Origin of the sequence: Acidovorax radicis N35, assembly GCF_000204195.1 — a bacterium.
GTDB lineage: Bacteria > Pseudomonadota > Gammaproteobacteria > Burkholderiales > Burkholderiaceae_C > Acidovorax > Acidovorax radicis.
The window spans coordinates 104,433-117,969 of the sequence record NZ_AFBG01000020.1; the positions used below are offsets into that span (position 1 = coordinate 104,433).

13 protein-coding genes are annotated in these 13,537 nt (G+C 64.4%); all 13 read left to right on the forward strand.

Annotated features, from left to right (window positions below; translation table 11 throughout):
- Window positions 1–41: 41 nt before the first annotated feature.
- Entirely contained in the window at window positions 42–620 is a 579-nt protein-coding gene (locus tag ARADN35_RS0114280) for a DUF3305 domain-containing protein (protein ID WP_010463275.1), read from the forward strand.
- A complete protein-coding gene (locus ARADN35_RS0114285) occupies window positions 613–1,386 on the forward strand; it encodes a DUF3306 domain-containing protein (protein ID WP_010463278.1) in 774 nt (257 codons plus the stop codon). Before ARADN35_RS0114280 ends, ARADN35_RS0114285 begins: the two co-directional genes overlap by 8 nt.
- Window positions 1,346–3,415: a 4Fe-4S binding protein gene (locus ARADN35_RS0114290; protein WP_010463280.1), complete on the forward strand. Its 2,070-nt coding sequence runs from the start codon at window positions 1,346–1,348 to the stop codon at window positions 3,413–3,415. The genes ARADN35_RS0114285 and ARADN35_RS0114290 overlap by 41 nt, the downstream gene beginning before the upstream one ends.
- Window positions 3,412–4,047 carry a TorD/DmsD family molecular chaperone gene (locus ARADN35_RS0114295; RefSeq protein ID WP_010463282.1) on the forward strand — a complete coding sequence of 212 codons (636 nt, stop codon included), beginning with the start codon at window positions 3,412–3,414 and terminating at the stop codon, window positions 4,045–4,047. The genes ARADN35_RS0114290 and ARADN35_RS0114295 overlap by 4 nt, the downstream gene beginning before the upstream one ends.
- A 147-nt stretch (window positions 4,048–4,194) precedes the next feature.
- Window positions 4,195–4,404: a formate dehydrogenase gene (locus tag ARADN35_RS0114300; protein WP_010463284.1), complete on the forward strand. Its 210-nt coding sequence runs from the start codon at window positions 4,195–4,197 to the stop codon at window positions 4,402–4,404.
- Between the two features lie 14 nt (window positions 4,405–4,418).
- Window positions 4,419–7,388 (forward strand): formate dehydrogenase subunit alpha, encoded by a 2,970-nt coding sequence (locus ARADN35_RS0114305; protein WP_029414026.1) that lies wholly within the window; start codon window positions 4,419–4,421, stop codon window positions 7,386–7,388.
- A 25-nt stretch (window positions 7,389–7,413) separates the two neighbouring features.
- Window positions 7,414–8,031 carry a formate dehydrogenase FDH3 subunit beta gene (fdh3B, locus tag ARADN35_RS0114310; RefSeq protein ID WP_010463288.1) on the forward strand — a complete coding sequence of 206 codons (618 nt, stop codon included), beginning with the start codon at window positions 7,414–7,416 and terminating at the stop codon, window positions 8,029–8,031.
- On the forward strand, window positions 8,028–8,270 hold the full coding sequence (locus ARADN35_RS0114315; RefSeq protein WP_010463289.1) for a hypothetical protein: 243 nt from the start codon (window positions 8,028–8,030) through the stop codon (window positions 8,268–8,270). The genes fdh3B and ARADN35_RS0114315 overlap by 4 nt, the downstream gene beginning before the upstream one ends.
- Window positions 8,271–8,278: 8 nt before the next feature.
- Window positions 8,279–9,502, forward strand: coding sequence for a formate dehydrogenase subunit gamma (locus ARADN35_RS0114320; RefSeq protein WP_010463291.1), 1,224 nt, complete (start codon window positions 8,279–8,281; stop codon window positions 9,500–9,502).
- Window positions 9,503–9,513: 11 nt separating this feature from the next.
- Complete coding sequence (locus ARADN35_RS0114325; RefSeq protein WP_010463293.1) at window positions 9,514–9,900, forward strand: hypothetical protein; 387 nt, start codon at window positions 9,514–9,516, stop codon at window positions 9,898–9,900.
- Window positions 9,901–10,131: 231 nt separating this feature from the next.
- Complete coding sequence (locus tag ARADN35_RS0114330; RefSeq protein WP_029414028.1) at window positions 10,132–11,115, forward strand: formate dehydrogenase accessory sulfurtransferase FdhD; 984 nt, start codon at window positions 10,132–10,134, stop codon at window positions 11,113–11,115.
- A gap of 331 nt (window positions 11,116–11,446) precedes the next feature.
- Window positions 11,447–11,761 (forward strand): hypothetical protein, encoded by a 315-nt coding sequence (locus ARADN35_RS0114335; RefSeq protein WP_010463297.1) that lies wholly within the window; start codon window positions 11,447–11,449, stop codon window positions 11,759–11,761.
- Between the two features lie 99 nt (window positions 11,762–11,860).
- Entirely contained in the window at window positions 11,861–13,498 is a 1,638-nt protein-coding gene (locus ARADN35_RS0114340) for a C13 family peptidase (protein WP_010463298.1), read from the forward strand.
- Window positions 13,499–13,537: the final 39 nt, after the last annotated feature.

Below are 13,537 nucleotides of genomic sequence, written 5' to 3' on the forward strand. Positions count from 1 at the left end.
TTGCTGTCTGCGGGTGCTGCACAGGGGTACAGTCTGCGCCCATGACTGAGCGCCCCTACACCGACGTTGCCGTGATCATGCGATGCGAGCACATCGACAACCGCTGGCAGCCCTGGCGATGGTCGCTGGCCGAGGTGGTGATCAACGAGCCCGCCTTTGGCACCGAGCCGCGCCAGATCATCCAGGACGAGCGCGAGCAGCGCTGGCTGTTCCCGGGGTTCCGGGCAGAGCTGTACCGTGATGACGCCGAGGGCTACCACCTCAATCTCACCTCGCCCGCCCCCTGCTGGTTTGTGCTGTGGCGCCGCGACGAAGACCCCGGCACGGGCGAGATCCCGCTGGCACGCCCTGTGGCCGTGAGCCTGAGCTACCACGACGCTGGCCGCTGGCTGGACGCGCAGGAAACCGTGGAACAGGTGCCTGCGGCGCCTGAGGTGGTGGAGACCCTGCGTGCCTTTGTGGCCGAGCACTACCAGCCCGAGCCCAAGCGCCGCAAGCGCCCCGACAGTTTCCGCACGCTGCAGGACCGGTTTGGCAACCCCGCATCCGTCTCCACCGAAAAGCAGCGTGGTGGTGGGGGGGGCGGCGGTGGCAATGCCGGGGGAGGGAGCCATGGCTGACGGGTTCCTGGGCCGCTGGTCGCGCCGCAAGCAGGAGGTGCGCGAAGGCAAGCCGGTGGAAGAGCCGCCACCACCGGCGCCACCGTTGCCCCCACCTGTTGCTTCGTCGTCACTGGCCCCTACGTCCGCCGTGGTGTCCGGTGCATCCGACACGGCGGCAGAAGGCGCCGCGCCCGTCGCCGAGGCCCCGCCATCCCCCACGCTGGCCGATGCCCAGGCGCTCACGCCCGCATCTGATTTCAAGGCCTTTGTGGCCCGCGATGTGTCGCCCGAGGTGCGCAACCTGGCCATGAAAAAGCTCTTTGCCGACCCGCACTTCAATGTGATGGATGGGCTGGATATCTACATCGGCGACTACACCCAGCCTGACCCGCTGCCCGAGGGCATGCTGCGCAAGATGGCCAGCGCCCACGCAATGGGCTTTTTTGACCATGAAAAGAAGGCCGAGGCCGAAGCATTGCCCGATGTGCCGGTCGATGGCACTGCTGTGGAAACAGGTGCCGACGTGGGGTCCGACGCAATAGCCCCTGCCCGTGCTCAGCCTCGGGATGATGCGGAGGGGCAAGCCCCCGCAGACGTGGCACAGTCCGGGGTATGCAACGCTATTCCTAGCGACCCCTCCAGCGAGCGTGAGGTGGCCATCCCGCCCGATGAGGTCGCGGTGGCCATCCCAGCCAGCCACTCTGAACATGACCACGACGCTCATCTGCGACTGCAACCAGACGATGCCCCTCAACGCCAAGGCGTTGGGCGCGGCGCTGCATGAAGAACTGACCCTCCACTCCACCCTGTGTCGGCGCGAGGCGGGCGCCTTCCAGAAGGCCATCCAGTCGGGTGACGATGTGGTGGTGGCCTGCACACAAGAGCAACGCCTGTTTGGCGACCTGGGCCAGCAGACCGAAGGCGCGGTATCTCCCATCCGGTTTGTGAACATCCGCGAAACCGGGGGCTGGAGCCGCGATGCCGCCCAGGCCAGCCCCAAGATCGCCGCGCTGCTGGCGGCCGCCCGGCTGCCCGACCCTCCGCCCGTACCCACGGTCACCTACAAGAGCACGGGCCGCTTGCTCATCATCGGACCGCTAGACCAGGCCGAGCAGGCGGCCGCCCTGGTGTCGGACGTGCTGGATGTGACCCTGTTCACCCAAGGCCCTGGCAATGCCGGTGGCGCGCAGGCGCGGCGGTTCCCGGTGCTGGGAGGGCGCATCACGGGCCTCACGGGCTGGCTGGGCGCGTTCGAGCTGCAGTGGAAGGCCGACAACCCGATTGATCTGGACCTGTGCACGCGCTGCAACGCCTGCGTGGCCGTCTGCCCTGAGAACGCCATTGGCCTTGATTACCAGATCGACATGGCTGCCTGTCAGTCGCACCGCGCCTGCGTGAAGGTCTGCCAGGTGGCCGGTGCCATCGACTTCACCCGCGACGCCATCGCACAGACCGAGCGCTTCGACCTGGTGCTGGACCTGCGCTCCCCGACTGCTACGCCTACTTTCTTGCAGCACGCGCTGCCGCAGGGCTACCTGCGCTGGGATGGGCGGGACCTGGGCACGCTGCTCAAGTTGCGCGAGCTGGTGGGCGAGTTCGAGAAACCCAAGTTTTTTGTCTACAAACAAAAACTCTGCGCCCACAGCCGCAACGAAACCGTGGGCTGCAACGCCTGCGTGGACATCTGTTCGGCCGAGGCCATTGCCAGCGACAAGAGCCGCCAGCAAATCAAGGTGAACCCTAACCTGTGCGTGGGCTGCGGCGCCTGCACCACCGTGTGCCCCACGGGCGCGCTGACCTATGCCTACCCCAGTGCGACAGAGCAGGGCACCAAGCTCAAGACCTTGTTGTCCACTTACGCGGCCGCAGGCGGCAAGGACGCCGTGCTGCTGTTGCACAGCCAGGAGCGCGGCCAGGCACTGGTGGAAGAACTGGGCCGGGCTGCGCAACTGAAGCTGGCGCACGGCGTGCCAGCCCACGTGATCCCGGTGGCGCTGTGGCACACGGCCAGCACCGGGGTGGACCTGTGGCTCAGCGCCATCGCTTACGGCGCCTCGCAGGTGGTGGTGCTGACGACACAGGAAGAAGCACCGCAGTACCTCGATGGCCTGCAGGCGCAGATGGATGTGGCCCAGAGCCTCTTGCGCGGCCTGGGCTACACCGGCACGCATGTGCAACTGCTGCGCGCCACCCACCCCACCGAGCTGGATGCTGGATTGCAGGCCCTGGGCCAGACGCGCCAGAAGACTCCCGCCGTGGCCGCACGTTTTGCGGTGGCGCAAGAAAAGCGCAGCACGCTGGAGATGGCGCTCGACCACCTGATCGAACAGGCCCCGATGCCCGTGGCCGAGCGGCCCGAGGCCATTGCCTTGCCAGCCGTGGGATCGCCACTGGGCACCATTGAGGTCAACAAGGACCGCTGCACCCTCTGCCTGAGCTGCGTGAGCGCTTGCCCCGCCAGCGCGCTGCAGGACAACCCGCAACTGCCGCAGCTGCGCTTCATCGAGAAGAATTGCGTGCAGTGTGGCCTGTGTGCCGTCACCTGTCCGGAAGACGCGATCACCCTGCAACCCCGTTTGCTGTTGGCGCCGGAGCGCACTCAATTGCGTGTGCTCAACGAGGCCAAGCCCTGGGCCTGCGTGCGCTGCAGCAAGCCCTTTGGCACCGTCAAAGCCATCGAGGCCATGCTGGGCAAGCTGTCGGGCCATGCCATGTTCCAGGGCGAGGCGCTGGAACGGCTCAAGTTGTGCAGCGACTGCCGCGTGATCGACCTGTATTCCTCCCAAAGCGAAACGAAAGTGACGGACCTGTGAGCGCCCAACCTGCTTCTTTGACATCCGCTGGCGGCAGCTCCGCGCTGGACGAGGAAACCGCTCGGGCCGAACTGTATGGCCTGCTGTCGCAGCTGTATTACGCCGCGCCCAGCACCGAGCTGTTGTCGGCTCTGCGTGTGGCCGTGACCGAGGCGCCCGCCGATGGCGCCTTTTTGCAGGAGCCCTGGCAAGTGCTGGTGGGTGCGGCCCGCGAACTGAGCGACAGCGCGATGGCGCAAGAGTTCGACCGCCTCTTTGGCGGGGTGGGCAAGCCCGAGGTGTTTTTGTACGGCTCGCATTACCTGAGCGGCTTCCTCAATGAGAAGCCATTGGCCCGTCTTCGCACCGACCTGGATCGGCTGGGATTGGCACGCGACGAGTCGATGTCCGAAACCGAGGACCACATCGCCTACTTGTGCGAAGTGATGCGTTACCTGATCGCCGGGGATGACGTCGCTGTCTGCAACCTGACGGCGCAGCGCGACTTTTTTGCAACGCATCTGCAGCCCTGGGTGCTGCTGCTGTGTGATGCCCTCGCGGCCCATCCGCAGGCGCAGTTTTATGCCGCGCTGGCCCAGTTCACGCGGGCCTTTGTATCGGTAGAAACCCAGGGCTTTGACATGCTCGACTAGCCTCCGGGAGGCCGGAAAAACCTGCCTGCGTTGCTATAAAAGATGAGTGCGTTAGTGGGAGGTGTAAAGCTCGATTGCAGGGTTTTACACACTGACATAGACTGTATGAATTCCGTTTCATAGCTGCCAGCCATTCTGGAGACAAGCATGCAGAACCGCCAGCCCAATTCCTCACGCCGGAGTTTCTTTTCCGGCGCCGCCACTGTAGGGGCTGCAGCAGCAGCCGTTGTGGCGCTTCCCCAGGTGATTCCCTCCGATGCCACGGTGTCAGAGCCTGCTCGTGTGGCACCTGAAAAGGGCGGTGGTTATCACCTGTCTGCCCACGTGAAGCAGTACTACAAAACCACCCAACTCTGACAGCGGGGCGCTCCATGTTGCTCACCAAGAAGTCCTCACACGCTGCGCAGGTCGCATCGTCGTCTGCCTCTCCCTTTGTTCATAGCCTGCGCCGTGGCCTTTCGCAGGCCTTGCCCACCATGGACCGGCGCTCGTTCCTGCGCCGTTCCGGTCTGGGTGTGGGCGTGGGTATTGCCGCATCGCAGCTGACACTGGTCAAGAAATCCAATGCTGCCGAAGGCGCCAAGGTTGGCATCGGCGACAGCAAGATCGAAGTGCGCCGCACCATCTGCACCCACTGCTCGGTGGGCTGCGCGGTGGACGCAGTGGTCGAGAACGGCGTGTGGGTGCGGCAAGAGCCTGTGTTCGATTCGCCCATCAACCTGGGTGCACACTGCGCCAAGGGCGCGGCGCTGCGTGAACACGGCCACGGCGAGTACCGCCTGCGCTATCCCATGAAGCTCGTCAACGGAAAGTACGAGCGCATCAGCTGGGACACGGCGCTGAACGAGATCACCGCCAAGATGCAGGAACTGCGCAAGGCCAGTGGTCCGGACAGCGTGTACTTTGTGGGCTCGTCCAAGCACAACAATGAGCAGGCTTATCTGCTGCGCAAGTTCGTGAGCTTCTGGGGCACTAACAACTGCGACCACCAGGCGCGCATCTGCCACTCGACCACGGTGGCGGGTGTGGCCAACACATGGGGCTACGGCGCCATGACCAATTCGTACAACGACATGCAGAACAGCAAGGTCGCTTTGTACATTGGCTCCAACGCGGCCGAGGCCCACCCCGTGAGCATGTTGCACATGCTGCATGCCAAGGAAACCGGCTGCAAGATGATCGTGGTGGACCCGCGCTTCACCCGCACGGCCGCCAAGGCCGACGAGTATGTGCGCATTCGTTCGGGCACCGACATTCCTTTCCTGTTCGGCGTGCTGTATCACATCTTCAAGAACGGCTGGGAAGACAAGAAGTACATCAACGACCGCGTCTATGGCATGGACAAGGTGCGCGAGGATGTGCTGGCCAAGTGGTCGCCCGACAAGGTGGAAGAAGCCTGTGGCGTCAAGGAAGACCAGATGTTCAAGGTCGCCAAGATGCTGCACGACAACAACCCCGGCACCATCGTGTGGTGCATGGGCCAGACGCAGCACACCATTGGCAATGCCATGGTGCGTGCCTCGTGCATCTTGCAGCTGGCCCTGGGCAATGTGGGCAAGACGGGGGGCGGCACCAACATCTTCCGTGGGCACGACAACGTGCAGGGCGCCACCGACGTGGGCCCCAATCCAGACTCGCTGCCCGGCTACTACGGCCTGGCCGAGGGCTCATGGAAGCACTTCGCGGCGGTGTGGGGTGTGGACTTCGAGTGGATCAAAAAACAATACGCATCGCCCGCGATGATGACCAAGAGCGGCATCACCGTGTCGCGCTGGATCGACGGCGTGATGGAGAGCAACGAACTCATCGACCAGGACTCCAACCTGCGTGGCGTGTTCTTCTGGGGGCACGCGCCCAATTCGCAGACGCGCGGCCTGGAGATGAAACGGGCCATGGACAAGCTTGATCTGCTGGTGGTGGTGGACCCATATCCTTCGGCCACCGCCGCCATGGCGGCCATGCCCGGCAAGGCCGAAGACCTGAATCCCAACCGTGCGGTGTACCTGCTGCCAGCCGCCACGCAGTTTGAAACCAGTGGTTCGTGCACGGCATCCAACCGGTCGCTGCAGTGGCGCGAGAAGGTGATCGAGCCGCTGTGGGAGAGCCGCTCCGATCACATGATCATGCACCAGTTCGCCGAAAAGCTGGGCTTTGCCGCCGAGCTCTCCAGGAACTACAAGATGCAGAAGGTCAAGGGCATGGACGAGCCCGTGCCCGAGGACATCCTGCGCGAGATCAACAAGAGCGTGTGGACCATCGGCTACACCGGCCAGAGCCCTGAGCGCCTGAAGGCCCACATGAAGAACATGCACCTGTTCGACGTGAAGACCTTGAAGGCCAAGGGCGGCAAGGACAAGGACACGGGCTACGACTTCACCGGCGACTATTTCGGCTTGCCCTGGCCCTGCTACGGCACGCCTGAGCTCAAGCACCCCGGCTCGGCCAACCTGTATGACACCTCCAAGCACGTGATGGACGGCGGTGGCAACTTCCGCGCCAACTTCGGCGTGGAGAAGGATGGCCAAAATCTGCTGGCAGAAGACGGATCGCACTCGCTCGGCGCTGAAATCACCACCGGTTACCCCGAGTTCGACCATGTGTTGCTCAAGAAGCTCGGCTGGTGGGATGACCTCAGCGATGCGGAGAAGGCCAAGGCCGAAGGCAAGAACTGGAAAACCGATCCCACGGGCGCGATCATCCGCGTGGCCATGAAGCATGGCTGTCACCCCTTTGGCAATGCCAAGGCGCGGGCCGTGGTGTGGAACTTCCCCGATGCCATTCCCCAGCATCGCGAGCCGCTGTATGGCACCCGGCCCGACCTGGTCGCCAAGTACCCCACACACGACGACAAGAAGGCCTTCTGGCGCCTGCCCACGCTCTACAAGAGCGTGCAGGACAAGAACGTGGCCGACAAGGCGTACGAAAAATTCCCGCTGATCCTCAGCTCGGGCCGTCTGGTCGAGTACGAAGGCGGTGGCGAGGAAACCCGCTCCAACCCCTGGCTGGCCGAACTGCAGCAGGAATCGTTTGTCGAGATCAATCCCAAGACGGCTGCCGATCGGGGTATTCGCAACGGCGAACGCGTGTGGCTGAGTTCGCCCACCGGTGCCCGCATCAATGTGCAGGCGCTGGTGACCGAGCGCGTGGCACCCGATACGGTGTGGATGCCGTTCCACTTCTCGGGCCGTTGGCAGGGCGCGGACATGCTGGCTTACTACCCCAAGGGCGCAGCGCCTGTGGTGCGTGGCGAGGCGGTGAACACCGCAACGACGTATGGCTACGACAGCGTGACCATGATGCAAGAAACCAAGACCACGATCTGCAACGTGGAACGTGCTTGATCGCGCGGCGCAAGGAGACATCCCCATGGCACGAATGAAATTCATCTGCGACGCAGAGCGCTGCATCGAATGCAACGGCTGCGTGACCGCCTGCAAGAACGAGCACGAGGTGCCGTGGGGCGTGAACCGCCGCCGCGTGGTCACGCTCAACGACGGTGTGCCCGGCGAAAAATCCATCTCGGTGGCCTGCATGCACTGCAGCGATGCGCCCTGCATGGCCGTGTGCCCCGTCAACTGCTTCTACCGCACCGAAGAGGGCGTGGTGCTGCACGACAAGGATGTGTGTATTGGTTGCGGTTACTGCAGCTACGCCTGCCCGTTCGGCGCTCCGCAGTTTCCATCGCAAGGCACCTTCGGTGTACGCGGCAAGATGGACAAATGCACCTTCTGCGCGGGTGGCCCTGAAGCCCATGGCAGCCAGGCTGAGTTTGACAAATACGGCCGCAACCGTTTGGCCGAGGGCAAGCTGCCCGCCTGCGCAGAGATGTGCTCCACCAAGGCGCTGCTGGCCGGTGATGGCGATGTGGTGGCAGATATCTTCCGCAACCGTGTGGTGCAGCGTGGCAAGGGCGCCGAGGTGTGGGGCTGGGGGACGGCCTATGGTTCGCAGCAGGCAGGCCAGCCTGCAGGAGGCAAGTCATGACAAAGCGTCTTGTTCATTCGGCCCTGGCCGCCGCTGTGGCTCTGGTGGCGCTGACCGCCTGTGGCGAAAAGCCGCAGACCGGTGCGGGCATCCGCGGTGACGCTGCTCCCTATGCGGGCACGGGCAGCAATTTCATGCAGCCCGGCTGGAAGGCCGGGGACAAAGCCGGTTGGGAAGCGCAGCTCAAGGCGCGTCAGCAGTACGGCCAGAACGAATACACCCGCACGCAGTCCAAGTGAGGCCCGCCATGAAACACATCATGTGGTCCCTGGCTTTGGCGGCGGGGTGTGCCTGGGGGCCTGCGGGTGCCCAGGCTCCGGCAGCGCCGGATGCCGCCTCGCCTGCAGTTGCTGCACCAGTCGCCCCAGCGGCAGCCGGTGGCGGTGGCATCCAGAGCCAGAACATCTTTGAGGTCAAGCCGGACGCCAGCGCGGACTCCAAATACGCCGAGCAGACCAATGGCGAGCGCGCCAAGGTGCAGCCGGGCAACAACGCGCCCATGTGGCGCCAGGTGGGGCAGGGCGTCACGGGCTACAGCAGCCTGCCCAAGAGCCAGGCCCCCGAGGCAGGCAACCTGATCCAGCCTTTCGTGCAATACCCCGGCTCACGCTTCACCAACGCAGGCGAGGCATGGCGCCAGGTGCGCAACCACTGGATCATTCCTTATGGTGCGGCCTTGTTTGCCATCGTCTTGCTGGCGCTGAGCATCTTCTACTTCATCAAAGGCCCGATGGGGCACGAACATCCCGATGGCGCAGGCACCCGTCGCATCGAACGTTTCACGCCGTTCGAGCGTGCGGCGCATTGGTCCAATGCCTTTGCGTTCATTGCGCTGGCCCTCTCTGGCATCGTCATGGCATTTGGCAAGTTCTTCCTGCTGCCCATCATGGGGGCCACGCTCTTTGGCTGGCTTACCTATGCGCTCAAGAACGTGCACAACTTCATGGGTCCGCTGTTTGCCGTGTCCCTGCTGGTGATCATCCTCACCTTCGTCAAGGACAACATCGCCAACCGCGCGGACTTTGTGTGGCTGTCCAAGGGCGGCGGCATGCTGGGTGGTGACCACCAGGTTCCCTCCCATCGCTTCAATGCGGGCGAGAAGGGCCTGTTCTGGTGGGGCATCACCATCCCGGGCATCTTTGTGGTGGCCACGGGCCTCGTGCTCGACAAGCTCATCCCTGGCTTTGGTGACGTGCGCGGCGACATGCAGATCGCCCACATGATCCATGCCACCCTGGCGATATGGATGATGGCGCTGATCTGTGGCCACATCTACATGGGCACGGTGGGCATGCGCGGTGCCTACAAGGCCATGAGGACGGGTTACGTGAGTGAAGGGTGGGCCAAGGAGCACCACGAGCTTTGGTACGACGATGTCCAGGCGGGCAAGATTCCTCGCCAGCGCAGTGCCAACCCACCGGCAGCCGATGCTGCAGCAACACCATCTGCGGGCCAGCCCGCGCAGGTATGAGGTTTCGCACCATGACCCAATTTTCTCGCTCTTCCTTGCTGGCGCTGTGCGCGGCCAGCGTCTGTACCCTGGCCTCGGCCAAGTTGCCCGCACCGTCACCAGAAGCGGCAGCGAAGGCCGCAGAGACCGCCGCCAAAGCCGCCTGGGCGGGCAAGGTCGACAACTACAAGCTGTGCCTGTCGCAAGACCGCGTGGCGGCCCACTACCGCAAAACCACGCCAGCGGCCAAGCCCGCAGCGGCGGCAGGTGCTGCCTGCACCGACCCTGGCCCCTTCGCCTACACGCCGCCCGCGGCCAAGCCCATTGAAGCGGCGGGCGCCCATTCGCCACCGGGCACGGCCAGCAGCCCGCCCAGCACGCTGACGCCTGCCGCAGCCGCGTCAGCGCCCAAGTCCTGAGGGCCACCGTTGCCTGGCTGCTGAACGCCGCGCACACCGAGTGGAGCGCGGCTTTTCTTTGTGGGCGTGACTTGCGCCAGACAGGGCTCAGGCAAGCAGCTTGCCCCAAGGCGAGGCGGCTGTTGCAACCCGATTTGCGTAAGTCCTGGTGGGTTGTGGCGCCCCTGCGCTGCAACCCATTCAGATCCCCCATGCTCGTCCCTGGCGGCCTGTACTGCGTATATTCGCTCCATGCTCCCCCCTTCACCTTCTGCCTTCCCCGTTGCGCCCATGCTGCCACGCCTGACGCAGGCGCATGCGCCCCTTACCCACAGTGTGGAGGTCGTCAACGAGCTGGGCGAGCGGGAGCAGGTGCAGATCCCCGCCGAGCGGCCCCTGACCATCTATGTCGACAAGCGTGAGCTCGTCACGCTCATGACCCTGGGTGCTCAACCCGAACTGCTGGTGCTGGGCTACCTGCGCAACCAGCGGCTGGTCGAGTCTGTGTTCGACATCGAATCCATCACCGTCGATTGGGAGGTGCACGCCGCTGCCGTGCGCACGCGCCACGGCATCGCCCGCATTGAAGAGCGCACTGCGAGCAAGGTGGTGACCACCGGCTGCGGCCAAGGCAGTGTGTTTGGCGGGCTCATGGACGAGGTGGACCGCATCACCCTGCCCGAGGCACGCCTGACACAGGGCGAGCTTTACGGCATCGTGAACGCCATCCGCCTCAAGGAAACCACCTACAAATCCGCAGGCTCCGTGCACGGTTGCGCCTTGTTCCGGGGCGAGGTGCTGCTGACCTTTGTGGAAGACGTGGGGCGCCACAACGCCATCGACACCATTGCCGGGTGGATGTGGATGAATACAGATGGCCTCCACGTGGCTGAAGATGTTTCCTCGGTGCTGCCGGGTGGCACGCCTGCAGAAAATGCCTCTTTGGAGAACCTGCACGCGCCGATGTCCGGCGCAGACAAGGTGTTCTACACCACGGGCCGGCTCACCAGCGAAATGGTCATCAAGTCCGCACAGATGGGTGTCCCCATCGTGGTGTCCCGCAGCGGCATGACGCAGATGGGGCACGCCGTGGCGCAGCAACTGGGCCTGTGCGCTATCGGGCGCGCCACCAATCGGCGGTTTGTCTGCTACAGCGGCATGGACCGGTTGGTGCTGCAGCCGGAATTGGCGCAGCCGCCGGTGGTGCCTGTGGCTAAGGGGGCTGCTGCCTCTTGAGGCTGGGAGGAGCGAGTGGCAGGGAAGCTCGGTACGGATTGGAGAAATAAAGGCCTTCCGAACTACCGCTCGCATGTCTCGCTCCGAAGTCAAAAAGCTGGCTCAGGTCGCAAATCCCCGCCAGAGGCTCGGCAGGAACGGCTGTATCCACCGCAGGTGGCCTCCTCTTCTACGCATTTATGCTCGGGGAGTTGAATGGCTCGCTTTGTCTCGCTGTTAAGACCCAGGCCGCACATGGAAGCAAGCCGTGGCCGAGGCCTAGTTCCTCCTCCCTTCTTCAATGGGACGTTCCGCAAGTGTCCCGCCCCTTACGTCGAACGTTGAGCCGCACATGGACATCCAAGACACGCAAGCGCAAAACACCTATGTCAAGGCGGTCGTATCTGAGGCCCAGGCAGTGGTTTGCTCCGCACACATTCCCGGCTTTGAGACGGAGTTCGCACGTCGCTTTGCCACCTGGAGAGCGGCGAACGCCGCTTCTCTCGCTCGTGGCAAGGATGTGATGGAGCGAGCAGTGGCAGGTGGGCCGGACGTTCAGCGCTTTGCGTCAATGAACGCCCAAGTGTTGGACTCGTTGCCGCCGGATGACCGGCAGCGCCGCTGCGACGAGTTGCTGGCGCAGTACTTGGAGACGAACCGTTCGTGAGTCTGTGGGCCAATTCCAGTATTGAGGGTCCACTTTTTCTTGTCGTCGCCTGCAGCTCCTGGCCCACAGAAGCCTCTCCCTCAATGGCATGATCCCCCCATGAAAGACCTGAACGCCAAGAGCGCCTGGGCCGACACCCTGCCAAGCCAGTGGGGGACCGAGCCCGCCAAGATTGAAATCCCTCTGGGCGAACAGCCACCAGCGCCTTCGTCGGACACGGCTTCCCCCATGGCCCCGGCTCCTACCCGGCTATCCCTGTGGGGCTGGATGCACGAGGGCCTGCGGGCTGGGTTGTTTCTGCCGCTGCGCACGGGCGCTGCCACGCCTTCGCCTTGGCAGGTGCTGGTGCTGTCGCTGCTGGGTGGCGCATTGCTGGTGGGGGCTGCGCGGTTTCAGGTGGCGGGGCCTGCGCAGTTCAATCTGCGGGGCTGGCTGGCACCGATGTGGAGCAGCCTGGTGCTGATGTGGCTGGCCTGGTGGGCCATGGCCCCGGCACAGCGCGCAGCTGCGGCAACGGAGGCGCCCTCGGCAAGTACCCCGGGGCCTTCGGGCGGGCTGGCGGCTTGGTATGTGCTGTCGGCGTGGGCGCCGCTGGCGCCCCTGTTGCTGTTGTATGCCTTGATGGGGGCCGTGGCGCACAAGCCTGCCCTGTGGGATGGGGCGGTGGCTGGCAATATTTTCTGGGTGGCCTATGGCTTGCTCACGCTGTGGGTGCTGGCTGTGCTGGTGGTGGTGAGTGCACGCTTCATTAGCTCGGGGTTGCGCACGGCCATCTTTTCGGTGGCGATGGCGGCCGTGATCGGGGTCGGCATGTGGCAGTTCCAGGACCAGCCCTGGGAGCTCGATGCCCAGGCCCTGGCCGGTGCGTCCGCCCAGGCGGGCGAAGGGGCGCAGGCACCACAGGAACCCGCACACCTTGTGCTGTCCCAGGCGGTCTTTGAAAACCAGCAGGCGCTGTGGGAGCGCCAGGTGAAGGCCCTGCCCGCCGGCCGCGATGGCGTGGTGGATGTCTATGGGCTCGTGTTCGCGCCTTACGCCAGCGAAAATGTGTTTCGACGCGAAAGCACCATGGTCAGTACGCTGCTGCAAGAGCGTTTTGACGCCCAGGGCCGCGTGATCCACCTGCTCAATCATGCCGAAACCGCAGACACCCACGCCTGGGCCACGCCGCAGAACCTGCAGCGCGCCATCGCCGCGCTGGCCCAGCGCATGGACCGCGATAGCGATGTGCTGGTGATCTACATGACCTCCCACGGCGCGCGCAACCATGAGCTGGCGGCCTCGCACTGGCCGCTGGAAGTGCCTCCGGTCACGCCCGAAATGCTGCGCACCATGCTGGACGAGGCGGGCATCCGCCACCGTGTGATTGCCGTGTCGGCCTGTTTTTCGGGCGGCTGGATCGAGCCCCTGGCCACCGACAGCAGCCTCATCATGACCGCCGCCGATGCCACGCACACCTCGTACGGTTGCGGCACGCGCTCCGAACTCACCTTTTTTGGCCGGGCAGTGTTCCACGAGCAGCTGCGCCAGACGCATTCGTTCACCGATGCCTTCGCCAAGGCCGTTCCCGTGATTGCGCAGCGCGAGGTAGAGGCCGGCAAGGAGGACGGCTTCTCCAACCCGCAGATCCACGTGGGTACGCAGATTGTGCCGGTGCTGCGGGCGCTGGAGCAGCGGCTGGCAGCCACCACGGTGGACGGGGAAGCTTCGGGCGCGCGGGGTGCCAAGCAACCCTGAGCCAAACACCCCACAGGCAGCCAGCCCGTTGACTTTGCG

Coding starts and splice junctions, on each gene's coding strand:
- ARADN35_RS0114280 (WP_010463275.1), top strand. CDS start 42: ATGACTGAGCGCCCCTACACCGACGTTGCCGTGATCATGCGATGCGAG.
- ARADN35_RS0114285 (WP_010463278.1), top strand. CDS start 613: ATGGCTGACGGGTTCCTGGGCCGCTGGTCGCGCCGCAAGCAGGAGGTG.
- ARADN35_RS0114290 (WP_010463280.1), top strand. CDS start 1,346: ATGCCCCTCAACGCCAAGGCGTTGGGCGCGGCGCTGCATGAAGAACTG.
- ARADN35_RS0114300 (WP_010463284.1), top strand. CDS start 4,195: ATGCAGAACCGCCAGCCCAATTCCTCACGCCGGAGTTTCTTTTCCGGC.
- ARADN35_RS0114305 (WP_029414026.1), top strand. CDS start 4,419: ATGTTGCTCACCAAGAAGTCCTCACACGCTGCGCAGGTCGCATCGTCG.
- fdh3B (WP_010463288.1), top strand. CDS start 7,414: ATGGCACGAATGAAATTCATCTGCGACGCAGAGCGCTGCATCGAATGC.
- ARADN35_RS0114315 (WP_010463289.1), top strand. CDS start 8,028: ATGACAAAGCGTCTTGTTCATTCGGCCCTGGCCGCCGCTGTGGCTCTG.
- ARADN35_RS0114320 (WP_010463291.1), top strand. CDS start 8,279: ATGAAACACATCATGTGGTCCCTGGCTTTGGCGGCGGGGTGTGCCTGG.
- ARADN35_RS0114325 (WP_010463293.1), top strand. CDS start 9,514: ATGACCCAATTTTCTCGCTCTTCCTTGCTGGCGCTGTGCGCGGCCAGC.
- ARADN35_RS0114330 (WP_029414028.1), top strand. CDS start 10,132: ATGCTCCCCCCTTCACCTTCTGCCTTCCCCGTTGCGCCCATGCTGCCA.
- ARADN35_RS0114335 (WP_010463297.1), top strand. CDS start 11,447: ATGGACATCCAAGACACGCAAGCGCAAAACACCTATGTCAAGGCGGTC.
- ARADN35_RS0114340 (WP_010463298.1), top strand. CDS start 11,861: ATGAAAGACCTGAACGCCAAGAGCGCCTGGGCCGACACCCTGCCAAGC.